Source organism: Caulobacter sp. Root1455 (assembly GCF_001426905.1).
Taxonomy (GTDB): Bacteria; Pseudomonadota; Alphaproteobacteria; order Caulobacterales; family Caulobacteraceae; genus Caulobacter.
Genome location: NZ_LMFQ01000021.1, coordinates 141,582 through 161,938 on the forward strand (window position 1 = coordinate 141,582; position 20,357 = coordinate 161,938).

General features: G+C 69.2%; 25 protein-coding genes. 13 read left to right on the forward strand and 12 right to left on the reverse strand.

Features of this window, described 5'->3' with window-relative positions; all coding sequences use genetic code 11:
- Positions 1 to 3: 3 nt before the first annotated feature.
- The 4 genes from ASD21_RS12805 to ASD21_RS12820 all read right to left on the reverse strand — a co-directional run bounded on the left by ASD21_RS12805 (position 4) and on the right by ASD21_RS12820 (position 3,981).
- Complete coding sequence (locus ASD21_RS12805) at positions 4 to 513, reverse strand: hypothetical protein (RefSeq protein WP_056441543.1); 510 nt, start codon at positions 511 to 513, stop codon at positions 4 to 6.
- Between the two features lies 1 nt (position 514).
- Complete coding sequence (mreC, locus tag ASD21_RS12810; RefSeq protein ID WP_056441546.1) at positions 515 to 1,621, reverse strand: rod shape-determining protein MreC; 1,107 nt, start codon at positions 1,619 to 1,621, stop codon at positions 515 to 517.
- A gap of 48 nt (positions 1,622 to 1,669) precedes the next feature.
- On the reverse strand, positions 1,670 to 2,713 hold the full coding sequence (locus tag ASD21_RS12815; protein ID WP_004623009.1) for a rod shape-determining protein: 1,044 nt from the start codon (positions 2,711 to 2,713) through the stop codon (positions 1,670 to 1,672).
- Between the two features lie 371 nt (positions 2,714 to 3,084).
- Positions 3,085 to 3,981 carry a DMT family transporter gene (locus ASD21_RS12820; protein WP_056441549.1) on the reverse strand — a complete coding sequence of 299 codons (897 nt, stop codon included), beginning with the start codon at positions 3,979 to 3,981 and terminating at the stop codon, positions 3,085 to 3,087.
- A 136-nt stretch (positions 3,982 to 4,117) separates the two neighbouring features.
- On the opposite strand from ASD21_RS12820, the gene ASD21_RS12825 reads away from it, so the two are divergent.
- Entirely contained in the window at positions 4,118 to 4,591 is a 474-nt protein-coding gene (locus tag ASD21_RS12825) for a hypothetical protein (RefSeq protein WP_056441550.1), read from the forward strand.
- Positions 4,592 to 4,594: 3 nt separating this feature from the next.
- Here the strand turns inward: ASD21_RS12825 and ASD21_RS12830 are convergent, their stop codons facing one another.
- Both ASD21_RS12830 and ASD21_RS12835 read right to left on the reverse strand, forming a co-directional pair.
- A complete protein-coding gene (locus ASD21_RS12830) occupies positions 4,595 to 6,169 on the reverse strand; it encodes a 2-isopropylmalate synthase (RefSeq protein ID WP_056441552.1) in 1,575 nt (524 codons plus the stop codon).
- Positions 6,170 to 6,506: 337 nt separating this feature from the next.
- The gene (locus tag ASD21_RS12835; RefSeq protein ID WP_056441553.1) at positions 6,507 to 7,217 is read right to left on the reverse strand and encodes a TVP38/TMEM64 family protein; all 711 of its coding nucleotides are present in this window, start codon (positions 7,215 to 7,217) and stop codon (positions 6,507 to 6,509) included.
- 275 nt (positions 7,218 to 7,492) lie between these two features.
- Here ASD21_RS12835 and ASD21_RS12840 point away from each other — a divergent pair, with 275 nt between their 5' ends.
- The 3 genes from ASD21_RS12840 to ASD21_RS12850 all read left to right on the forward strand — a co-directional run bounded on the left by ASD21_RS12840 (position 7,493) and on the right by ASD21_RS12850 (position 9,617).
- Positions 7,493 to 8,158 carry an AAA family ATPase gene (locus ASD21_RS12840; protein ID WP_056441554.1) on the forward strand — a complete coding sequence of 222 codons (666 nt, stop codon included), beginning with the start codon at positions 7,493 to 7,495 and terminating at the stop codon, positions 8,156 to 8,158.
- A gap of 176 nt (positions 8,159 to 8,334) precedes the next feature.
- The gene (locus ASD21_RS12845; protein WP_056441555.1) at positions 8,335 to 9,021 is read left to right on the forward strand and encodes an AAA family ATPase; all 687 of its coding nucleotides are present in this window, start codon (positions 8,335 to 8,337) and stop codon (positions 9,019 to 9,021) included.
- 62 nt (positions 9,022 to 9,083) lie between these two features.
- A complete protein-coding gene (locus tag ASD21_RS12850; RefSeq protein ID WP_056441556.1) occupies positions 9,084 to 9,617 on the forward strand; it encodes an NADPH-dependent FMN reductase in 534 nt (177 codons plus the stop codon).
- Positions 9,618 to 9,798: 181 nt separating this feature from the next.
- On the opposite strand, the gene ASD21_RS12855 is transcribed toward ASD21_RS12850, so the two are convergent.
- Complete coding sequence (locus tag ASD21_RS12855; RefSeq protein WP_056441557.1) at positions 9,799 to 10,410, reverse strand: hypothetical protein; 612 nt, start codon at positions 10,408 to 10,410, stop codon at positions 9,799 to 9,801.
- Positions 10,411 to 10,673: 263 nt separating this feature from the next.
- Between ASD21_RS12855 and ASD21_RS12860 the strand changes: the two genes are divergently transcribed.
- The 6 genes from ASD21_RS12860 (at position 10,674) to ASD21_RS12880 (ending at position 14,523) form a co-directional block, all read left to right on the forward strand.
- Positions 10,674 to 11,876, forward strand: coding sequence for a pyridoxal phosphate-dependent aminotransferase (locus tag ASD21_RS12860; protein WP_056441558.1), 1,203 nt, complete (start codon positions 10,674 to 10,676; stop codon positions 11,874 to 11,876).
- A 117-nt stretch (positions 11,877 to 11,993) separates the two neighbouring features.
- Positions 11,994 to 12,140 (forward strand): hypothetical protein, encoded by a 147-nt coding sequence (locus tag ASD21_RS24465; protein WP_200941434.1) that lies wholly within the window; start codon positions 11,994 to 11,996, stop codon positions 12,138 to 12,140.
- Between the two features lie 10 nt (positions 12,141 to 12,150).
- Positions 12,151 to 12,411, forward strand: a complete 261-nt coding sequence (locus ASD21_RS12865) for a hypothetical protein (protein ID WP_056441561.1) — start codon at positions 12,151 to 12,153, stop codon at positions 12,409 to 12,411.
- Between the two features lie 76 nt (positions 12,412 to 12,487).
- The gene (locus ASD21_RS12870; protein ID WP_056441564.1) at positions 12,488 to 12,673 is read left to right on the forward strand and encodes a hypothetical protein; all 186 of its coding nucleotides are present in this window, start codon (positions 12,488 to 12,490) and stop codon (positions 12,671 to 12,673) included.
- Between the two features lie 77 nt (positions 12,674 to 12,750).
- Positions 12,751 to 13,824, forward strand: a complete 1,074-nt coding sequence (locus ASD21_RS12875; protein WP_056441567.1) for a sensor histidine kinase — start codon at positions 12,751 to 12,753, stop codon at positions 13,822 to 13,824.
- A 96-nt stretch (positions 13,825 to 13,920) separates the two neighbouring features.
- Positions 13,921 to 14,523: a CAP domain-containing protein gene (locus tag ASD21_RS12880; protein ID WP_056441570.1), complete on the forward strand. Its 603-nt coding sequence runs from the start codon at positions 13,921 to 13,923 to the stop codon at positions 14,521 to 14,523.
- Positions 14,524 to 14,555: 32 nt separating this feature from the next.
- Here the strand turns inward: ASD21_RS12880 and ASD21_RS12885 are convergent, their stop codons facing one another.
- Both ASD21_RS12885 and ASD21_RS12890 read right to left on the reverse strand, forming a co-directional pair.
- Positions 14,556 to 15,197 carry a glutathione S-transferase family protein gene (locus ASD21_RS12885; protein ID WP_056441573.1) on the reverse strand — a complete coding sequence of 214 codons (642 nt, stop codon included), beginning with the start codon at positions 15,195 to 15,197 and terminating at the stop codon, positions 14,556 to 14,558.
- Positions 15,198 to 15,288: 91 nt separating this feature from the next.
- Complete coding sequence (locus ASD21_RS12890; protein ID WP_056441575.1) at positions 15,289 to 15,525, reverse strand: DUF2171 domain-containing protein; 237 nt, start codon at positions 15,523 to 15,525, stop codon at positions 15,289 to 15,291.
- A gap of 200 nt (positions 15,526 to 15,725) precedes the next feature.
- Here ASD21_RS12890 and ASD21_RS12895 point away from each other — a divergent pair, with 200 nt between their 5' ends.
- Positions 15,726 to 16,739 (forward strand): DUF6807 family protein, encoded by a 1,014-nt coding sequence (locus tag ASD21_RS12895; protein ID WP_056441578.1) that lies wholly within the window; start codon positions 15,726 to 15,728, stop codon positions 16,737 to 16,739.
- A 3-nt stretch (positions 16,740 to 16,742) separates the two neighbouring features.
- Complete coding sequence (locus tag ASD21_RS23375; protein ID WP_082554749.1) at positions 16,743 to 16,919, forward strand: DUF4169 family protein; 177 nt, start codon at positions 16,743 to 16,745, stop codon at positions 16,917 to 16,919.
- Between the two features lie 164 nt (positions 16,920 to 17,083).
- Here the strand turns inward: ASD21_RS23375 and ASD21_RS12900 are convergent, their stop codons facing one another.
- Both ASD21_RS12900 and ASD21_RS23940 read right to left on the reverse strand, forming a co-directional pair.
- The gene (locus ASD21_RS12900; RefSeq protein WP_056441581.1) at positions 17,084 to 18,292 is read right to left on the reverse strand and encodes an outer membrane protein assembly factor BamB family protein; all 1,209 of its coding nucleotides are present in this window, start codon (positions 18,290 to 18,292) and stop codon (positions 17,084 to 17,086) included.
- Between the two features lie 91 nt (positions 18,293 to 18,383).
- The gene (locus ASD21_RS23940) at positions 18,384 to 18,545 is read right to left on the reverse strand and encodes a hypothetical protein (protein WP_156390622.1); all 162 of its coding nucleotides are present in this window, start codon (positions 18,543 to 18,545) and stop codon (positions 18,384 to 18,386) included.
- 95 nt (positions 18,546 to 18,640) lie between these two features.
- Here ASD21_RS23940 and ASD21_RS12905 point away from each other — a divergent pair, with 95 nt between their 5' ends.
- The gene (locus ASD21_RS12905; RefSeq protein WP_056441584.1) at positions 18,641 to 19,555 is read left to right on the forward strand and encodes a LysR substrate-binding domain-containing protein; all 915 of its coding nucleotides are present in this window, start codon (positions 18,641 to 18,643) and stop codon (positions 19,553 to 19,555) included.
- Here ASD21_RS12905 and modA read toward each other — a convergent pair.
- On the reverse strand, positions 19,552 to 20,328 hold the full coding sequence (modA, locus tag ASD21_RS12910; RefSeq protein WP_056441588.1) for a molybdate ABC transporter substrate-binding protein: 777 nt from the start codon (positions 20,326 to 20,328) through the stop codon (positions 19,552 to 19,554). The genes ASD21_RS12905 and modA overlap by 4 nt on opposite strands.
- Positions 20,329 to 20,357 lie beyond the last annotated feature (29 nt).

A 20,357-nucleotide genomic window follows, 5' to 3' on the forward strand; every position in this document is an offset into this window, starting at 1 on the left:
GCGTCACCGGAACCGAACGTCCGCGTCCTCGAACCGGTCGATCAGCCGGTGGGCGAACGGGAACAACAGGGCCGTGACCAGAAACTGCCAGAACACCGCCAGCAGGCTGGGCATGGCCAGGCTGTCGAGCATGCTGAACAGGAATCCGGCGGCCATGGCCACCGCGGTGACCCCGCCGAACCAGGCCCACATCATCGGCCGGCTCTGGCCGGTCATCATGTTGCGGCCGGTCAGGGCGGTGGCGTAGGCGACCAGCAGCGACAGGCCCCACAGGCCGGTCGGTCCGCCCCAGAACATGTCCAGGAACAGGCCCAGCAGCAGCAGGGCGAAGGGCGCCAGGATCGACGGCCGGATCAGGGCCCAGGCGAAGGCCGGCACCATGGCGAACACCGGCTCGGGCAACTGCAGGCCGTAGATGCGGATCGGCGCGGCGAAGGCGATGGTCGCCAGCACGCAGAACAGGGCGGGCACGCCCAGCCACCGGCCGGGATGCAGAGGCCGCGCGCCGCCCACCTCAGATCCCCCCGCCGGTCGGCTGCCCCGCCGTCGGCTTCGGGGCCGCGGGTTTCGGGGCCGGCGTCGTCGCGGGCTTGGCCGCGGGCGGCGGCGGCGTGGAGGTCGTCGGCGCGGCCGGCTTAGCCGGCGCGGCGCTCGGAGTGGCAGCGCCCGTCTGGGCCTGCGGCTTGGCGGTGGCGGCCGGGCCCAGGATCGAGACGTCGGGATCCTCGGTGGTGACCGGCGGCAGGCTGCGGGTCAGCAGGGCCTTCTGGTCGGCCAGCTGCGAGAAGTCCTTGAACAGCAGGATGCGGACATAGTCGATGGCGCTGTCGTCGGCGAACAGCACAACGCGCCAACGGCCGTCCAGGCCCTTGACCGCCGCGCCCACCGGCAGGCCGCGCGGCACCACGCCGCCGTCGCCCGAGGTGACGACCCGGTCGCCTTCCTTGATCGGATCGACGCCGCGCAGATATTCGAGCTTCGGGTTGGGGCCGCCGTCGCCGGTCAGGATGGCGCGGGCGTTGGTGCGGTCGATCATCACCGGCGTGCGCGAGGCGATGTCGGTCAGCAGCAGCACGCGGCTGGCCCCGTGGGCCACGCCGACCACGCGGCCGACCAGGCCGCGCTCGTTCATCACCGGATTGCCGACCACCACGCCCTTTTCCGCGCCGGCGTCGGCCAGGCGGGTGTTGGCGAACGGGCCGCGGGTGTCGCTGACCACCCGGGCGGCGACCATCGGGATCGGCGGATCGGTGCGCAGGCCCAGCAGCGTGCGGTAGCTCTGGTTCTTGTCGACCTCGGCCAGGTACTGGTCGCGATAGCCGCGCATCTCCTTCAGCTCGGCCTTCAGCCGGCGGTTTTCGGACGCGGTGAAGAAGTAGCTGCTGATGAAGTCGACGCCCAGGCCGGTCCAGCGCCCCGGGGCGGCGATCACGCCGCTGACCGGCTTGGACACCGTGTCGACCGTCTGACGGGTGACGCCATAGGCCTGTTGCTGAAGGGTCTCGCGCCGATCGGCCAGCAGGAACGCCACCGCGATCACGATCGCGACGATCAACGCCACGGCCGCGGTCCAGGTAAGCGGCACTTTCAGGTCGCCGAGCGGACCTTCGCGAAAGGGCACGTACTAGTTCTCCCGACGCCCCCCGCGGCGTCCAGATGGAATTGACGCCTAGGCGAGAGTCGATTCAAGCACGCCCTTCATCCACTTGGGATGCTCGAGCACCTTGCCGCAGCCCAGGGCCACGCACGACAGCGGATCGTCGGCCACGGTGACCGGCAGGCCGGTGTGGTCGCGGATCTCGGCGTCCAGGCCGCGCAGCAGCGCGCCGCCGCCGGTCAGCATGATGCCCTTGTCGGCGATGTCGCTGGCCAGTTCCGGCGGCGTGGCTTCCAGGGCCACCTTCACGGCTTCGACGATCTGCCCGACCGGTTCGGCCAGGGCGTCGGCGGCCTGCTTTTCCGAAATGCGCACTTCGCGCGGCACGCCCTGCATCAGGTCGCGGCCCTTGACGTCGATCGACAGGCCCTCGCCGTCGGCCGGGGCGCGGGCGGTGCCGATTTCCTTCTTGATGCGCTCGGCGGTCGTTTCGCCGATCAGCAGGTTATGGTGGCGACGCATGTAGCTGATGATCGCCTCGTCCATCTTGTCGCCGCCGACGCGGACCGAGCGCGAATAGACGATGCCCGACAGCGACAGCACGGCCACCTCGGTGGTGCCGCCGCCGATGTCGACGACCATCGAGCCGGTCGGCTCGTGGATCGGCAGGCCGGCGCCGATCGCGGCGGCCATCGGCTCGTCGATCAGGCCCACGCGGCGGGCCGAGGCGTTCAGGCAGCTGTCATTGATGGCGCGGCGTTCCACGGCGGTGGCGCCCGACGGCACGCAGACGATGACCTTGGGGTTCACGAAGCCCTTGCGGTTGTGAACCTTGCGGATGAAGTACTTGATCATCTCCTCGGCGACTTCGAAGTCGGCGATGACCCCGTCGCGCATCGGGCGAATGGCTTCCATGTGGCCCGGCGTGCGGCCCAGCATCTGCTTGGCCTCGATCCCCACGGCGTGAACGATCTTGCGGCCGCCGACATTGCGCAGCGCGACCACCGACGGCTCGTTCAGAACGATGCCCTTGCCCTTCATGTAGATGAGGGTGTTGGCGGTGCCCAGGTCGATGGCGATGTCGTTGGAGATGACGCCGAAGAGGGAAGAAAACATTGAAAGCCCTGACTGAGGGGATAAGGGGCGAGGCGGCTGGGTCTTTAGAAAGCGAAGGCGGCGGATATGCGAAACGGAGCCATTTGCGCCGGCGAACCGGTGAAGGCGAAGGGAAAAGATGGCTCCTACTTCAATTCCTAAGGAGGACAACATGATTCCCGCGAAATGCGGGGTTATGTCCCACTGACGAGCGCCTGCCGCACGACGGGAGCGCTGGCCCCCGCCGCGCCGTCGTCTGACTGCCACGAAGCTGCCGACGAAGCCCGTTTGCCCTGCGAAAGCGTTGATTTCAAGGTCTATTACACCCCTTGGATCACCTGTTTGCGCAGAACGGCGGCGCGGGGGGTTTCATCGCAGAAACATGGCGTTTTCTAGCCGAGCGCCGCCATGGCCACGCCGGCCGCCGCGACCAGGCCGAAGATCATCTGAACGGCGGTCAGCCGCTCCGCGAACAGACGGCGTCCCGCCAGGGCGGCGATGGGCGCCTCGACCACCCCGACGGCCCTCACCTGCCCCGCCGGCGCCAGGGCCAGGGCGATGAACCAGCCCGCCGAGGCCGCCGCGCCCCAGAACCCGGCCCCTAGGGACGGCCGCCAGGCCCGCGCCACGGCGACCAGGGCGGCGCGGTCGCTGACGGCCAGGAACAGGCTCAAGGCCAGGGTCTGGGCGATCTGGACAGTCATCAGGGTGACCACCGCGGCGAAGATCGGATGGTTGGGCTCCAGGGCGTGGCCCGCTTGCCGGAAAGCGTTCAGGCAGAAGCCGAACGCCAGGCCCGACAGCAGGCCGTAGACCGCGCCGCTGACGGGCTTCTCGCCCGAGGCTCCGGTCCGCGGCCAGGTGACCACCAGCAGGGCCACGCTGGCCAGGGCCACGCCGGTCCAACCCAGCGCGCTCAGCGTCTCGCCATAGACCAGCAGGCCCAGCAGGGCGGCCAACGGGATCGAGCTCTGCTGGACCGCCGTGGCCACCGCGAAGCCGGCCCGGCGCATGGCCACCAGCAGGGCGGCGGTGGCGGCGATCTGGCTGGCCCCGCCCAGCAGGGCGGCGGCCCAGAAGGCCGGGGTCGCGTGCGGGTGCTCGCCCCGCGTCAGGGCGAAGGCGACGCCGACGAACACCGCCGTGAACGGCAGGCCGAACAGGAACCGCACCAGGGTCGCGCCCCAGGGTCCGGCGCTTCCGCCCTCGCCGTCCATGATCGAGCGCTGGGCCGCGTTGCGGGCCACCTGGGCGAACGAGGCTGCGATGGTGATGGGAATCCAGATCATGCCCGTCCCTCAGTACTTCCTTATGCCGCCCTTATGCGGGCGGCGTGTTTCCGAATGGAGGCCTTAGGCGGTTTCGGCGCACACCCTGGCCGTCGGCCCGTCCGGTGACGGGCGCGACCAGCTTGAGGTTTCGACCATGTCGTCCCATCCGTTCCGTCAGGCCGCGCAGTTCCTGCTCGGCGTTCCGACCGACGGGATCCATCCCACGCTCGGGCGCATGCTCGCCTTGGCCCAGGCCACGCCGCTGTGCTTCGTGGCCGTGACCGGACCCGACGCGGGCGAGGCGATGAGCGTGCTGTGGCGCAAGGGCTACGACCGCGTGGAGGCCGCCCGCCGAGCCACCTGCCGCGCGGCCGACGAGCAGAGCGACGTGCTGCTGATCGTGGGCTGCCCGACCGTGGCCGACGCCCGCGCCGCGGCGGCCTCTACCCTGACCATGCTCCGCCCGGGCGGGGCGCTGGTCATCGACGCCGGCGCGTTCCTGGACCAGGAGCCACGCCGGGCGCTGTGCGAGGATCTGCGGGCGATGGGCCTGGAGGTCGAACCCCAGGCCTGCCTGTCGGCCGAACTGCTGGCGACGCGGCCGTTCTCGAAGCGAGAAGCGGCCTAGCGGCTAGAACCCGCTGGCGATCGCGGCTTCCGGCCGGCTCTTTTCCTTGCGCGCCATGAGGTTGTTCAGGGCGTTGACATAGGCCTTGGCCGAGGCGGTCAGGGTGTCGGTGTCGGCGGCCTGGCCGGTGGCGATGCGGCCGTCTTCCTCCAGACGGACCGAGACCTGGGCCTGGGCGTCGGTGCCCTCGGTCACCGCGTGCACCTGGAACAGGCGCAGGGCGGCGTTGTGCGGCACGATCTGCTGGATGGCGTTGAACACCGCGTCGACCGGACCGTCGCCCGAGGCCTGCGAGGTCTTCACCTCGCCGTCGACTTCCAGGGTCAGCTCGGCCGACTGGCCGTCGGTGCCGGCCACCACGCGCAGGCGCTGGACGCGGATGCGCTCGGAGCCGCGCGCCAGGGCGTCGTCGACCAGGGCGATGATGTCGTCGTCGTAGACATGCTTCTTGCGATCGGCCAGGTCCTTGAAGCGGCCGAAGGCCTCCTTCAGGGCGTTCTGGCCCAGCTCGTAGCCCAGGTCCTTCAGCTTGGCGCGGAAGGCGTGGCTGCCCGAGTGCTTGCCCATGACCAGGCTGGACGGGGCCTGGCCGACCGATTCGGGGGTCATGATCTCGTAGGTCTCGCGGTTCTTCAGCATCCCGTCCTGGTGGATGCCGCTTTCGTGCGCGAAGGCGTTCTTGCCGACGATGGCCTTGTTGTACTGCACCGGAAAGCCGGTGATGGCCGAGACGTAGCGGCTGGCGCGGGTGATGTGGGTGGTGTCGATCCGGGTCTCGAAGGGCAGCTTGTCGCCGCGCACCTTCAGGGCCATCACGATCTCTTCCAGCGCCGCGTTGCCGGCCCGCTCGCCCAGGCCGTTGATCGCGCACTCGATCTGGCGCGCTCCGCCCTGCACGCCGGCCAGGCTGTTGGCGACGGCCAGGCCCAGGTCGTTGTGGCAGTGGGTCGAGAAGATCACCTTGTCGGCGCCCTCGACGTTCTGGGTCATCCAGCTGAACAGGTCGGCATATTCCGACGGGTAGGTGTAGCCGACGGTGTCGGGCAGGTTGATCGTCGTGGCGCCGGCCTTGATGGCGGTCTCGATCGCGCGGCGCAGGAACTGGCGGTCGCTGCGGGTGGCGTCCTCGGCCGACCACTCGACGTCGTCGCGCAGGTTGCGGGCGTGGGTCACCGAGCGGGCGATCACGTCGATGACGGCGTCCGGCTCCATCTGCAGCTTGTGCTTCATGTGCAGGTCGCTGGTGGCGATCACCACGTGGATGCGGCCGCGCTGGGTGCCCTTCAGGGCCTCCGCGCATCTATCGATATCCACCTGATGGGCGCGGCACAGGCCGGCGATGGTGGAGTTCTTGACGATCTTGGCGATCTCGCGGACCGCTTCGAAGTCGCCGTTCGAGGCGATCGGGAAGCCGGCCTCGATGACGTCGACCCCCATCTCCTCGAGGATCTTGGCCAGTTCCAGCTTTTCGTCGTGCGACATCGAGGCGCCCGGCGACTGCTCGCCGTCGCGCATGGTGGTGTCAAAAATGACGACGTTGTCGCGCTTGTCGAAAGCTGCGGGCGATACGGAGTTCATGGGTCTACTCGTCGGAAGGGTGTCTGCGTGGGGGCGGCGGCGGGTTTAGTCATCCCCTGCGCGCCCGGCCACGACGATGCGCGGCCCCTAGAGCGCCCAGGGGTTGGTAAGCCGAAGCAGAAGCAGTTGGCGCGCGACGTTCATGACTGCTTTCTACACAGCGGCCCAAAAACCAGCAAGCTTTTTGCTTTATTCGAGCAATTCGCCGCATACAGAGCAATTTTCGACCGGGACGCGCCGTGATCGGGGCCGACTCTGTCGCGAGATCGGAGCTTCGCGCGTCAAACGCCCCGGCGATGACGTTCACGGGGCGCGAACCGCCCTCGCCCCAGCCCGTCTAGTCCGCCGCCGCTTCGCGCTTCTTGAGCCAGGCGCGGGCGACCAGGCCGGCGGCGATCCAGACCGCCACCGCGACGATCAGCATGACGATGTGCCGGTTGCCGCCGCCCTTGAGGGCCTGGACGATCGAATTGCCGGCGAAGGCGGTCAGGGCGATCTTCGGGACGATGCCGACGGCGGTGCCGGCCGCGAAGTCGCGCAGCTTCATCGGCGTGACCCCGGCGGCCATGTTGACCACGATGAACGGGGCCGAGGGCACCAGCCGGACGATCAGGCTGGCCAGGAAGCCGTTCTTGCCGATCAGCTTCATGAACTTGGCCACGCCGTCGCCGGCCAGGTCCTTCAGCAGACGGCCGCCGAACGTGCGTCCCAGCCAGAACCCGACCAGGGACGAGACCAAGGTCCCGATCCAGCTGTAGGCGAAGCCGGTCCAGGGCCCGAACGCCACCACCGCCGCGGCGATCAGCACGAACTGCGGCACCCCGATGAAGGCCAGGGCCGCGAAGGCCCCGACCGCGACCGGCAAGGCCCAGGGCCCATGCGCCGCGCCCAGCCACTGCTCGACCGTGACCTCGCCGTTCAGGCCCAGCAGCTGGGCGCCGAACAGGAACACTACCCCCACCCCGCCGAACAGCACGAACGACACGGCGACCGTGCGCCAGGCCCTGGCGTCCATGTTGGTGAAGAAGTCGATCAGGCGACGAAGCATCCGCCTGCCTCGCCCATGGCCCAAGCGCGGTCAAGAGGGAGGGCGCGGTCAAGGGGGCGGGGTCAAGCCCGGCGCGAACGCAAATCGCCCGCCGAACGCTCATTTTGTCGTCACGCTTCCCGTGGCGCGGGCCGCATCAAGGTTAAGTTTCCCTCAACACGACATTCCCGTTGCGAAGCTGTCGTAAGGCGCGGCTAAGTTATCCACAGGCTCCTGGCCCTGCGGAAGGCGCCGTGGACAGGATGCGGTTTCGTCTTGGGGGAGGAGCGTCGGACGTGAAAACCCTGGCTGTGATTTCCCGCAAGGGCGGGGCCGGCAAGACGACTCTGTCGATCAATCTGAGCCTTACCGCCCATCTGGCGGGATGGAAGACCCTGCTGGCCGACATCGATCCGCAGCGCTCCGCCTCGGACGCCCTGCGGGCGCGCGGCGAGCCCGGCCCCAGCCTGGCCGAGATCAACGCCGGCAAGCTGTTCCAGACCCGCTCCCAGGCGGTGCACGACGCCTATGACGTGATGCTGATCGACACGCCCGCCGCGCCGGACGCCGACGTCGCCGTGGCGGTCAATTCCGCCGACCTGTGCCTGCTGGTCTGCCGCCCGACCTTCCTCGACATCGCCTCGGTCGCCCGCTCGGCCGAGATGGTCCGGCGACTGGGCAAGGCGGGGCTGATCGTGCTGAACCAGGCGCCGTCCAGGCGCGCCGGGCTGGAGCCGGCCAGCGTGCAGCAGGCCGTCGAGGCGCTGCGCTTCTGCGGCCTGCCCATCGCGCCGATCGGCCTGCGCTCGCGCGCCATCTATCAGCAGGCGATCGCCCGCGGTCTGTCGGTCGGCGAATGGGACAGCCAGGCGCCGGCCGCCCAGGAGATCGACCGGCTCTGGAGCCATGTCGCCGCCCTGCTGACCCTGGATGGTCGTGGGCGAGACGCCCGCGCCGTCTGAACACTTCGCCCAGCCGCGTTTCCCTGGCGGGCCAACGGTTGCGGCCTAATTTCGCACCGGCGTCAAATAATCCACAGGTTGAAGTTCTGTTCATACCTTCGCCATAACAGTTGCACACCTTGGGGAACCTTGCGGCCGCGGGACCGGCCGTTCGGTTTGGGCAAAGAGTGCAAGTCGTGAAGACAATTACCGTGCTTTCCCGGAAGGGTGGATCCGGCAAGACGACCGTGGCCGTGAACCTGGCGCTGATGGCCTTCCTGCGGGGGCACAAGGTTCTATTGGCCGACATGGACCCGCAGCGGTCCGCGTGGGACGCCCTGCGGTCGCGCAGCGAGCCCGGACCGGCCCTGGCCGACATCACCGCCGGCAAGCTTTTCCTGACCAAATCCAACGCGATGCGGGAAGGTTTCGACTATCTGTTCATCGACACGCCCGCCGCGCCGGAGGCCGATGTCGCCCAGGCGGTGAACATCGCCGACTTCTGCCTGGTGGCGGGCCGGCCCTCGTTCCTCGACCTGGCGCCGATCGTGCGCTCGGCCGAAGCGGTGCGGCGCCTGGGCAAGAGCGGGCTGGTGGTGCTGAACCAGGCCCACACCAACAAGCCGGAGGTCGCCCCGGTGGCCTTCCCCGAGATCATGGAAGCCCTGCGGTTCTGCGGCCTGCCGCTGGCCCCGCACGGCCTGCGCTCGCGCGAGGCCTTCCAGAAAGCCATGGCCCAAGGCCGCTGCGTGGTCGAGCAAGAGCCGGACAGCCCGGCCGCCCGCGACGTGGAACGTCTGTGGGCGCATGTCGAGGCCAGCGTGAGCGGTCTTGGTTCGAGTGGTTTGAACGAAACCGCGATGAAGACCGCCCTCACCGGCTGATCCGTCTATCCCTCGGGATCGGCCCTCTCTAGGTTCGCCACGTCAGCGGCGGAGCCTTTTGCATGAAAATTCTCGGCGTCTCGGGCAGCCTGCGGGCCGCCTCGTTCAACACGGCCCTGCTGCGCGCCGCCCAGGAGTGCGCGCCCGACGGCGTGACGATCGAGATCTTCGGCCTGCACGACCTGCCGCTGTTCAACCAGGACGTCGAGGACCAGGGCGATCCCGTCCCGGTCAAGGCCTGGAAGGACGCGGTGCGCTCGGCCGACGCCCTGCTGCTGGCCTGTCCCGAGTACAACGGCGGGATCACCGGCGTGCTGAAGAACGCCATCGACTGGGCCTCGCGCGGCTCGCCCTCGGCCCTGCAGGGCAAGACCGCCTGCATCGTCGGCGCCTCGCCGGGCGTCACCGGCACGGTCCGCGCCCAGGACGCGCTGCGCCAGTCCCTGCGCAAGGTCTCGGCCGAGTACTGGCCGCTCAGCGAGATGCTGGTCGGCCAGGCCCACACCAAGATCGAGGGCGGAGTCCTGACCGACGAGAAGACCCTGGCCTATCTGGGCCGGCACCTGGCGGCGTTCGTCGAGCACATGCGGGGGTAACGCTGATAGCCCCTTTTACCTCTCCGCTCGTCATCCCGGGCCTTGTGCCCGGGCCCCCTCTGTCCACCGCAGGTGCAGTGGGGTCGGCTCGCTGGCGAGCCGCTTGCAACTCACGTGCGGGCTGAACCAGGGTTCCCGGGCACAAGGCCCGGGATGACGACCGAGATAGACTGAGCCCGGCCTATTTCCCCATCGTCGCCGGGTCGTAGTTGGGGCCGAAGTCCAGCACGAACAGCGGACCCAGCACCACGGTCTGCTTGGCGGCGCCCAGGTGCAGGGCCACGCCCGCCCCGCCCTTGTCGGCGTCCATGCCGGCGCGGCCGCTGACCGTGTAGATCCGCCACTCGCCGTCCGTGACGGCGACCTTGCCCTCGACGATGCCGCCCCAGGGCTCGGCCGACTGCTGGACGCGCACCGAGGTGATGTCGGCCGTCGCCGGCCCGCCGTCGACCGGTTCGGCCTTGGCCCAGAAGGCGATGGTGATGATGTCGCCCTTGGCGATCTTGCCGGTCACCGCCTGGCCGGCGCTGTTGGTCCAGGGCTGGTCCGGCGTCGGCGCCGTGACCTGGACCCGGATTCCGCCGCCGCCGATCACGGCCTTGTCCTTGACCGGCGCGTTGGTCTGGCCCGGTCCATAGATGTTCCAGGCCGTGGACGGCTTGTTGATGGCGTATTTCATGATGCCTTCGGCGGCCGGCTCGGCGGCGCGGGCCGCCACCGGCGCGACGGCGGCCAAACCAAGCGTGGACAGGCCAAGCACGGCCGCGGCGGCCAGGATCGCGATCTTCGTCATGGTTTCCCCCTTCAAGAGACGTCGTTGCGTCGATCGTCCGCCATCGGCGGTCGATATGGTCGTTTCCTCCCGCGGGGCCGCCCGCCATGCGGCGCGGCCTCTCGTGCTTATGATGATAGCGGTACCGTGCAGCTTGAACCGACGCAAGAACGCCGCGCCATACGGCCTTTGTTGCGTTGCACCGCGGCAAGCGCGGGCGTAAAGACCGCCGCAATCCTGAAACGGACTTCCGAGTCCACGTCCTCCCAGGGGAGCCCTGAACCATGTCGCTCGAGTCCGCCGCCCTGCGGCGCATCGCCCCGTCCGCCACCATCGCGATCAGCGCCAAGGCGCGCGCCCTGAAGGCGACCGGCCGGGACGTGATCGCCCTTTCCGCCGGCGAACCGGACTTCGACACGCCCGACAACATCAAGGAAGCCGCCATCGCGGCGATCCGCGCCGGCAAGACCAAGTACACCGACCCCGACGGCATGCCCGAGCTGAAGGCCGCGATCTGCGCCAAGTTCAAGCGCGAGAACGGCCTGGACTACAAGCCCAGCCAGGTCCACGTCGCCCCGGGCGGAAAGCCGGTGATCTACAACGCCCTGGTCGCCACCCTGGACCCGGGCGACGAGGTGATCATCCCCGCCCCTTACTGGGTGTCGTACCCCGACATGACCCTGCTGGCCGGCGGCACGCCGGTGTCGGTCGAGACCACCGCCGAGAGCGGCTTCAAGATCACGCCGGCCGCCCTGGAAGCGGCGATCACGCCCAAGACCAAGTGGCTGATCATCAACAGCCCGTCCAACCCGTCGGGCGGCGCCTATACCCGCGCCGAGCTGCAGGCCATCGCCGACGTCCTGCTGCGCCACCCGCAGGTCTGGGTGCTGACCGACGACATGTACGAGCACCTGGTGTTCGACGACTTCGAGTTCACCACCATCGCCCAGGTCGAGCCCAGGCTCTACGACCGCACACTGACGATGAACGGCGTCTCCAAGGGCTATTCGATGACCGGCTGGCGGATCGGCTACGCGGCCGGCCCCGAGGCGCTGATCAAGGCCATGGGCAAGATGATCAGCCAGACGACCTCGAACCCCTGCTCGATCTCGCAGTGGGCGGCGCTGGAAGCCCTGAACGGTCCGCAGGACTTCATCAAGCCGAACGCCAAGCTGTTCCAGGAGCGCCGCGACCTGGTCGTGTCGATGCTGAACCAGGCCACCGGCCTGCACTGCCCGACCCCGGAAGGCGCGTTCTACGTCTATCCGTCCTGCGCCGGCCTGATCGGCAAGACCGCGCCCAGCGGCAAGGTCATCGAGACCGACGAGGACTTCGCCGTCGAGCTGCTGGAGACCGAGGGCGTGGCCGTGGTGCACGGCGCGGCCTTCGGCCTGTCGCCGTTCTTCCGCATCAGCTACGCCACCGCCAACGACGTGCTGGAAGACGCCTGCCAGCGCATCCAGCGCTTCTGCGCCAGCGTCAAATAGACGCTTGCTCCCCTTGTGGTCGTCATTCTCGCCATTTTGGCGAGGATGACGGCTGTAAGTCGAACCCGAACCGCGCTAGGGCTCCTTTTCGCCGCCTCCCGCGGCCAGGAGATCGTCATGGCGCGCACCCCGAACTACAATTTCGAACGCCAGGAACGCGAACGTCTGAAGGCTCAGAAGGCCGCTCAGAAAGCCGCTGAAAAGGCCGCCGCCAAGCAGGCGGCCGAAGAGGCCGCTCCTAAACCTCCGACCGACGATCAGTGAAAGACGGCGCATGCCCAGCTCGACCTCGTTCAACCACGAAACCGTGTCGCTCGACGGCGAGCATTTCTCCGACTGCGAATTCCGTGACTGCCGCCTGACCTTCGCCGGCGGCCAGGCCCCGGTGTTCAAGAACTGCAAGATCGTCGACTGCGAGTGGAAGTTCGAGGGCGCCGCCGAGCAGACCCTGGCCCACCTGAGGGCCGTGTGGAACGCCGGCGGCAAGGCCCCGGTCCAGGCGCTGATCAAGGAAATCACCGGCGGCGGCCGCTGAGTCTTCTCGGAGCCTTGTGCGCCGCCCGGGGTTAGTAACCTGCGGCACGGCGGCACAGGATCGAAGGGACCAGCCCATGCTCGACGCCAAGGACTGCCTGGCGCGCGCCAACGACATGGAGCGGCGCGCCGGGTCGTGCGGCTCGGCGCGCCTCGAGACCGACCTGCTGTCGGCGGCCGCGACTTGGCGCTACCTGGCGCAACAGGCCCTGTGGCAGGACGCGTTCGCCGCTCAGACGGTTCAGGACTCCGGCCGAGATTGAGCCTAGGGTGGAGGTATCGGCGCCCATCCGTCGCCGTCCGCGAACGTCCTTGCGCCTAGGATCGGATTCCCATTCGCATGAAGCGTCCGATCCCCGGGATTGAAGACGCACAGACGCTGGCTCAAGCGATCGTGGACACCATCCACGAGCCGCTGCTGGTGCTCGACTCCGCGTTTTCCGTTCTGGCGGCCAGCCGGTCGTTCTACGAGACCTTCAAGGTCGATCCCGAGAACACGATAGGCTGCCCGCTCTTCGCCCTGGGCGACGGTCAGTGGGACATCCCCGCCTTGCGCGAGCTGCTGGAGACCATCATCCCGGAGCGGGTGGTGATGAACGGTTTCGAGGTCAATCACGACTTTCCGGGCCTGGGCCGGCGGATCATGCTGCTGAACGCCCGCAAGGTGATCTACGAGACCAGCACCAACTCCACCATCCTGCTGGCCTTCACCGACATCACCGCCCGGCGGGCGATCGAGCGCGAGAAGGAAAGCCTGCTCGACCGCACGCGCGACCTGCTGGGCCAGAAACAGGTGCTGCTGCAGGAAATGCAGCACCGCGTCGCCAACAGCCTGCAGATCATCGCCAGCATCCTGCTGCTCAAGGCCAGGGCCGTCACCTCCGAGGAAACCCGCTTCCACCTCAAGGACGCCCATCAGCGGGTGATCTCCGTGGCCGAGGTCCAGTCGCACCTGCACGCCTCGGGCGGCGTCGACCAGATCGAGGTCGGCCCCTATCTGACCAAGCTGTGCGCCAGCCTGGCCGCCTCGATGATCGGCGACAGTCAGCCGATCGTCCTGAAGGTCGTCGCCGACCACGGGACGATCGGCTCGGACAAGGCTGTCAGCATCGGCCTGATCGTCACCGAGCTGCTGATCAACGCCATCAAGTACGCGTTCCCGGTTTTCAAGGAAGACGCCCGGGTCACGGTGACCTACGCCAGCGACGACGACGCCTGGACCCTGACGGTCCGCGACAACGGGGTCGGCAAGGCCAACGAGGCCGCGTCGGGCAAGCACGGCGGGCTGGGCACGGTGATCGTCGACGCGCTGGTCAAGCAACTGGACGGCCAGATGACGGTGGTCGCCACCGACGGCCTGAAGGTGACGATCCGGCACGCCCATGTCGCGGCCTTGAAACCCGTCATGGCCTAGCTGGCTCTTGCCGGGCCGCGACATTCCGCGCGACTGCACGCATCGCCGGAGCATGCTAGGTCAGGTCAGGGGCGTCTGATTCACGGGAGCGCGCGCATGCGCCTTTCCGGCCGCATGGCCTTGGTTCCGGCGATCGCCGGCGCGCTGTTCCTCGCCCTGACGCCCGCCGTCCAATCCGCGTCCATGGCCGCGTCCCTGGCCGGCCGCCTCGACGACGCCGTCCTCGACGAGCTCAACTTCGCCCGCGTCAGGCCCGCCGACTACGCCCGCGAACTGCGCCGCGAGCTTCGCCGGAGCGACGACCCCGCCGCCGTCGAGGAGGCCATCGGCTTCCTCGAACGCCAGGCCTCGCTGCCGCCCCTGGAATCGGACCGCCGCGTCGCGGCCGCCGCCCGCCAGCACACCCAGGCCCAAGGCGCGCGCGGCGACGTCGGCCACGGCGCGGCCGGCGGCCTGGGCCAGAGGCTGCGCGGCCAGGGCGTCTGGGCCGGTCTTTCGGCCGAGAACATCTCGTACGGCTATGAGGATCCCCGCGACGTCGTCCGCCAACTGATCATCGACAGCGGCGTCCCCGGACGGGGCCACCGCCGCAACATCTTCGCCTCCGGCTATCAGCTGGCCGGCGTGGCCTGCGGTCCGCACCGGGCCTACGGCTTCATGTGCGTGATCGACTTCGCCGGCGCCCTGCCCCCGCGCTGACGCCGGTTGCCTGGCGTGGACGCCACGACGTCCTAGCCGTCAATCCAGTCGGTCAGCCCCTCGCGGGCATGGACCTCGCGCAGCGACGGCATGGCGCGCATGCGGGCCAGATAGCGGGCGATGTTGGGCCAGGCGGTGGCGGGCTTGGGCATGTTACGCGACCAGCGCATCAGCATGGTCGCCAGGAAATCCACCGCCGAGAGGCGCTCGCCCAGCATGTGGGGACCGGCCTGGGCGGCCAGGTGGGCGTCGATGCGGTCCCAGATCCCTTCCAGCCGCGTGCGCGCCACGGCCGCGGCCGCCTCGCTCGCCGCCTCTCCCGCGGGTTCGTGCGGATAGAACCAGGCTCGGAAAGCCGGCATCACCGTGTTGGCCAGATAGACCATCCACTGCAGCCAGGCGGCCCGTTCGGGCGCGCCGACCGCCGGGGCCAGGCCCTTTTCGGCATGGCGTTCGGCCAGCAGCATCAGGATCGCCGCGACCTCGCAGACCGGCGCGCCGTCGACGATCAGGGTGGGCACCACGCCGCTGGGATTGAGCTTCAGATAGTCGGGGCTCTTCTGGGCGCCGGTCGCGGTGTCGGTCAGGACCAGCTCGAACGGGACGCCGAGTTCGGTCAGCATCCAGTGCGCCGCCAGGCTGGCCGTGCTGGGGCTGTAATAGAGTTCGTACATGCGAAAAATCCCTCACCCGTTGCGGGCGAGGGATCGTTCAGGACGGGGAAGCTGTCAATCGCCGTGCGGCGGGCACGCGGCGTCGCGCGGCTCAGTGCTTTTCCCGCCAGCGCGCCTTGGCGTCGTCCTTGGTCAGGTTCAGGTGCACGCCGTCGTCGTCGACATGGTCGACCCAGGTGACCGGGATCAGGTGGTGCTTGAGGCCGCCGCCCAGGTCCAGCTTGGCCAGCTCGATCTCGCCGGCGACCACGTGGTCCACCCGGCCGACGTGTTCGCCGTCCGATCCGACCACTTCCAGATGTTCGCGAATTTGCGAGGCGTCGATCATGGTGTTCCTCCTTTGATGGACGTCAGCAGGGCAAACGGGCGAGGTCGCGGCGCAGTTTCCAAAGGCTGTTCCAAGCGGCTTGCGTGACGCGAATGTTCGCTTTATGTTCTAGCCAAGGTTGCGGCTTTGCGGATGTCGCGTTCCTGGCTATCACTCGAAAAGCCGCCGCTCCTGAAACCGTTGGGCCCTGGGGAAACACGATGATCCGACCGCTCGCCGCCGCCCTGCTTGTGCTGACCGGCGCGACGACCTGGACAGCAACGGCCTGGGCCCAGACCGCGCAGGCCGTGTCGGCGGAGACCGCGCCGGCCGCGGCCGCGCCGGCGGCTCCGGAAACCCCGACCGCGCCGCCGGCCCCCGTCACCCCCCTGCCCCGGGTCGACGCGGTGTTCGCCGCCGACGGGGTGACCATCACCGACGGCGGCAAGAGCGTGCTGTTCTACCGCACCGCCCCCGCCGATCCACGCGAGCCCGGCCGGCTGAACTACGTCCATCCGATCTGGGCGCCCGACGGCGCGGTGCTGACCGAGGACCGCCCCGCCGACCACCTGCACCAGCGCGGGGCCTTCTGGAGCTGGCACCAGGTGCTGGTCGACGGGAAGGCCGTCGCCGACGGCTGGTTCATGAAGGGCCTGACCTTCCATGTCCGCGAAAAGCGCTTCAAGGGCGACACGGCCGGCGGCGGGACCCTGGTGGTCAACGCCGACTGGATCGTCAATTCGGGGCCCGAACTGGCCTATGTGGCGCGCGAGACCACCAAGGTCCGCGTCTATCCGCTGAAGGACGGCGCGCGGCGCATCGACTTCGACACGGTGATCACCGCCCGTAGCGACACCCTGGCCCTGGGCGGCAGCGACGACGCGAAGGGCTATGGCGGCTTCTCGGTGCGGCTGATCAAGCCCGACCGCCTGACCTTCGGCTCCGGCGGCAAGACCGTGACCCCGGCGGTCGGCCCGGTCGAGGCCGGCAAGGCCATGGGCTTTGCCTGGACGCCCGGCGGCGGCTCGCCCGCCTGGACCGTGGGCCTGGCCTGCAAGGCCAACGGCGCGCCGATCACCCGCTGGATCCTGCGCAAGGAACTGTCGATGCAGAACTGCGTCTTTCCCGGGCGGGCGCCGTTCATTCTGAAGAAGGGCGAGACCCTGCGTCTGCAGTCGACCCTGATCCTGCGGCCGGCGACGCCCGCCCCGGCCGGGCCGAAGAAGAAGGGCTAGCCGATGGCCGAGATCCTCAACCTGAACCAGGCCCGCAAGGCCAAGACCAGGACCGACGCCAAGACCAAGGCCGTCGAGAACCGCGCCAAGTTCGGCCGCACCAAGGCCGACAAGGCGTTGGACGCGGCGCGGGCCGACAAGCTGAAGCGCGACCTGGACGGGGCCAAGCGCGAGGACTGAGGCGTTCCGGCCCGAAGGCTCCTCGACGTTCGGCGCTGGTGCGTGGTCCTTGTCCTTCGACAAGCTCAGGATGAGGACCCTGTGCAGGCGGCGGCGGTGGAAAACCTCATCCTGAGCCTGTCGAAGGACGAGGTTTTCGCCGCCGAGGCCGAGTGTCGATCAGCCTACTTCCCCTCCGGCGTGAAGGCGTAGAGCGTGCCGTTCTCGGCGCCGACATAGACCACGCCGCCCTCGATCCAGGCCGTGCCGATCAGGCGGCCGTCGCTGCCGGCGCCGGACACGCTCTTCCCGTCGGCCAGGCTCAGTTGGTGGAGCAGGCCGCCGAACGTGCCGATGACCAAGGTCCCGCCCGTGACGGACGGCGACGAGAAGGCCGCGCCGCTCAGCTCGGTCCGCCACACCTCGGCGCCGGTCTTCAAGTCGACGCACTGGACGACCTTCCAGTCCGAGCTGCCGACGCAGGCCTTGCCGTCGACGACGGCCGGCGAGCCGATCACCCACGACCCCTTGTGCGGCGCGATCCAGGCCGGCTTTCCGGTGGCGGCGTCCAGCGCGTAGAGCCGATAGTCGCGGCTGCCGAACAGCACCAGCCCGTCGGCCACGGCGGCCGAGGACTGGATCGACCCGATCTTGAAGTCGCTGTTGCCCTGGGTCTGGAACGACCAGGCCAGCTTTCCGTCCGCCCGCTCCAGGGCGTACATCGCGCCGTCGAAGCCGCCGACGAAGATCCGCTGGCCGTCGGTGGCCGGGGTGGCGCGCACCCGTCCGCGCGTGGCGTAGGTCCAGATCACCGCGCCGGTGCGGGCGTCCAGCGCCCGGACCACGCCGTCGCCGCCGCCGATATAGATCGCGCCGTCAAAATACAGCGGCGACGACGCCCAATAGTCCCAGAAGTCGACGCCGGGCTTGTAGTTCATGAACGGCAGGTCCGCGCCGGTCGTCCGCTTCCAGGCCAGCTCGCCGTCGGCCGCGCGCACCGCATAGATCGTGCCGGCGTCCGACTGGAAATAGGCCAGGCCGCCGGCGATCGCGGCGCTGGCGGTGACCGGGGCGTCGGCGACGAACCGCCAGCGGGTCTTGCCGGTCGCCCGGTCCACCGCGCTGAAGCCGCCGTCCTTGGCGCCGAGATAGATCACGCCGTCGCAGAGCGTGGGGCTGGCGATGATCGGTCCGCCCAGCGGAACCTTCCAGGCCTGGCCGTCGATGCCGGCGGGCGCTGGACCGGGCTGGACGCCCAGATGGTCGGGACCGTTGCGGAACTGGCAGCGATCTCCCGCCGCCGAAGTCGCGTGCGCGGCGCCGACGCCGAACGCCAGACTCATGCCGAACACCGCTATCGTCCGCGCCCACGCGCCGCCATGATTCCGCGACATCGATGTTTCCCCCAAGCGGGCGTGGTCGCTCGACGAGCGCCGCCCTTGCGCCACCCATAGCTGAGTCGCGCGTCGGGAACTCGACCCTCGCCTAGCGCGGCGCGAGATGCCGGCGGGACGCGGTCCTCGCCGCCTCCCCCGCCTGTTCGCGCGCCAGCCGGTCCAGCCGTGCGCGATAGGCCGCGATCAACTGCTGGATCGTCAGAACCCAGCCAAACGTGGTTTCCTTATGGGTCTTGACCGCTTCGTCCATCACCGTCGGCTCCTTAGTGTTGCCATGACGGGAATTTCACGCTTGAAGCGTCGCGTGACAAACGCGGCTTCCTTGCGTAATCATAAGCTCCACTTATGTCAGACATCCTCGCCAGCCTGCCGCTCAGCGCCATCCGGATCTTCGAGGCCGCCGCGCGCCTGAAGAGCTTCACCCGCGCCGCAGACGAACTGGGCGTCAGCCAGGCGGCCGTCAGCTGGCAGGTGAAGGCCCTGGAGCAGCGCCTGGACCAGCCGCTGTTCACCCGCCTGCCGCGCGAGGTGGCCCTGACCCCGGCCGGCGAGCGCCTGTCGCGCGCCGCCACCGAGGCGATCAGCATCCTGCGCGTGGCGGTGTCCGACCTGGTCGACACCGAGGAAGGCATATTGTCGATCACCACCGTCCAGAGCATCGGCGGCCACTGGCTGGCCCCGCGCCTGGGCGGCTTCCAAATCGCCCATCCCCGCATCGCCGTGCGGCTGGACGCCTCCAGCCGGGTCGTCGACCTGCAGCGCGAACCGTTCGACCTGGCCCTGCGCGCCGGCGGCGGCGACTGGCCCGGAATGGAGGCGCACTTCCTGATCCCCTCGGTTCAGACCGTGCTGTGCACGCCGACCGTTCTCGCCCAATCCGGCGGCGTGAAGCGCCCGGCCGACCTGCTGCACGCCCCCCGCATCGGGTCGCCGGAGTTCTGGGTGCGCTGGTTCGAATCGGCGGGCGTCGATGCGCGTGACGACCGCGCCCCGCCGCGGCTGTCGGCCGACGCCCAGGCGCTGGAGGTGGCCAGCGCCCTGGCCGACCAGGGCTTCGCCCTGGGCTCGCCGATCTTCTTCGCCCGGGAGATCGCCGAGGGGCGGCTGATCGCCCCGTTTCCCATCACCGCATACTATGGCGGCGGCTATTGGCTGGCCTATCCGGCCGAACGCCGCCGGGTGCGCAAGATCGTCGCCTTCCGCGACTGGATCCTGGCCCAGGCGGCGGCCGACCCGCTGATCGCCCGCTATCGGTCCTAGGGGCGGACCTCGTAGCCGTAGCGCTTGATGATCGTGACGGCGGCCGGCGACCTGAGGAAGGTCAGGAACGCCCTGGCGGCGGGGTTCTTCTCGCCCGTCTTCAGCAGCACCGCCTGCTGCGCGATCGGCGCGTGGAGGGTCGCCGGCGTCAGCCAGCGCGATCCGCCCGGCTCGCCGATCACCTGGGACAGGGCCACGAAGCCCAGTTCGGCGTTGCCGGTGGCGACATACTGATAGGTCTGGGCGATCGACGACCCCGTGACGATCCGAGGCGCCAGGGCGTCGTAGAGCTTCAGCTTGCGCAGCGTCTCGACCGCCGCCCGGCCATACGGCGCGGCGGCCGGGTCGGCGATGGCCAGCTTGACGAACCTGTCCGAGCCGAGCACCGCGCCCTTGGCGTCGACCAGCCCCGGCGTCTTGGAATACAGCACCAGCCGGCCGACGGCGTAGGTGTAGCGCGTACCGGCGACGGCCAGGCCCTCCTGTTCGGCCTTCCGGGGCCGCTCGGCGTCGGCCGACAGGAACACCTCGTACGGCGCCCCGTGGGCCATCTGAGTGTAGAACTGGCCGGAGGCGCCGAAGCTGAGGACCGCCGTATGGCCGGTCTTGGCCTTGAAGGCGGCGGCGATCTCCTTGGCCGGCTCGGTGAAGTTGGCGGCGACGGCGACCTGGGTGTCGGCCGCCAGGGCGGGCGCGGCGCCCAGGGACGCGAAGAGGGCCAGGGCGCCCCCGAACAAGGCCAGGCCGACGAATTTGAAGCGACCGGTGATCATGTTCGGGAGGCCCTTTCGGTTTGCGGCGA

Excerpts from the sequence above, each read along its gene's own strand:
- ASD21_RS12820 (WP_056441549.1), bottom strand. The coding sequence starts at position 3,981 with ATGATCTGGATTCCCATCACCATCGCAGCCTCGTTCGCCCAGGTGGCC.
- ASD21_RS12825 (WP_056441550.1), top strand. The coding sequence starts at position 4,118 with ATGTCGTCCCATCCGTTCCGTCAGGCCGCGCAGTTCCTGCTCGGCGTT.
- ASD21_RS12850 (WP_056441556.1), top strand. The coding sequence starts at position 9,084 with ATGAAAATTCTCGGCGTCTCGGGCAGCCTGCGGGCCGCCTCGTTCAAC.
- ASD21_RS12885 (WP_056441573.1), bottom strand. The coding sequence starts at position 15,197 with ATGTACGAACTCTATTACAGCCCCAGCACGGCCAGCCTGGCGGCGCAC.
- ASD21_RS12870 (WP_056441564.1), top strand. The coding sequence starts at position 12,488 with ATGCTCGACGCCAAGGACTGCCTGGCGCGCGCCAACGACATGGAGCGG.
- ASD21_RS12880 (WP_056441570.1), top strand. The coding sequence starts at position 13,921 with ATGCGCCTTTCCGGCCGCATGGCCTTGGTTCCGGCGATCGCCGGCGCG.
- ASD21_RS12890 (WP_056441575.1), bottom strand. The coding sequence starts at position 15,525 with ATGATCGACGCCTCGCAAATTCGCGAACATCTGGAAGTGGTCGGATCG.
- ASD21_RS12905 (WP_056441584.1), top strand. The coding sequence starts at position 18,641 with ATGTCAGACATCCTCGCCAGCCTGCCGCTCAGCGCCATCCGGATCTTC.
- ASD21_RS12875 (WP_056441567.1), top strand. The coding sequence starts at position 12,751 with ATGAAGCGTCCGATCCCCGGGATTGAAGACGCACAGACGCTGGCTCAA.
- ASD21_RS12835 (WP_056441553.1), bottom strand. The coding sequence starts at position 7,217 with ATGCTTCGTCGCCTGATCGACTTCTTCACCAACATGGACGCCAGGGCC.
- ASD21_RS12860 (WP_056441558.1), top strand. The coding sequence starts at position 10,674 with ATGTCGCTCGAGTCCGCCGCCCTGCGGCGCATCGCCCCGTCCGCCACC.
- ASD21_RS12855 (WP_056441557.1), bottom strand. The coding sequence starts at position 10,410 with ATGACGAAGATCGCGATCCTGGCCGCCGCGGCCGTGCTTGGCCTGTCC.
- ASD21_RS12900 (WP_056441581.1), bottom strand. The coding sequence starts at position 18,292 with ATGTCGCGGAATCATGGCGGCGCGTGGGCGCGGACGATAGCGGTGTTC.
- ASD21_RS12830 (WP_056441552.1), bottom strand. The coding sequence starts at position 6,169 with ATGAACTCCGTATCGCCCGCAGCTTTCGACAAGCGCGACAACGTCGTC.
- ASD21_RS23375 (WP_082554749.1), top strand. The coding sequence starts at position 16,743 with ATGGCCGAGATCCTCAACCTGAACCAGGCCCGCAAGGCCAAGACCAGG.
- modA (WP_056441588.1), bottom strand. The coding sequence starts at position 20,328 with ATGATCACCGGTCGCTTCAAATTCGTCGGCCTGGCCTTGTTCGGGGGC.
- ASD21_RS12815 (WP_004623009.1), bottom strand. The coding sequence starts at position 2,713 with ATGTTTTCTTCCCTCTTCGGCGTCATCTCCAACGACATCGCCATCGAC.
- ASD21_RS23940 (WP_156390622.1), bottom strand. The coding sequence starts at position 18,545 with ATGGACGAAGCGGTCAAGACCCATAAGGAAACCACGTTTGGCTGGGTT.
- ASD21_RS12865 (WP_056441561.1), top strand. The coding sequence starts at position 12,151 with ATGCCCAGCTCGACCTCGTTCAACCACGAAACCGTGTCGCTCGACGGC.
- ASD21_RS12895 (WP_056441578.1), top strand. The coding sequence starts at position 15,726 with ATGATCCGACCGCTCGCCGCCGCCCTGCTTGTGCTGACCGGCGCGACG.
- ASD21_RS24465 (WP_200941434.1), top strand. The coding sequence starts at position 11,994 with ATGGCGCGCACCCCGAACTACAATTTCGAACGCCAGGAACGCGAACGT.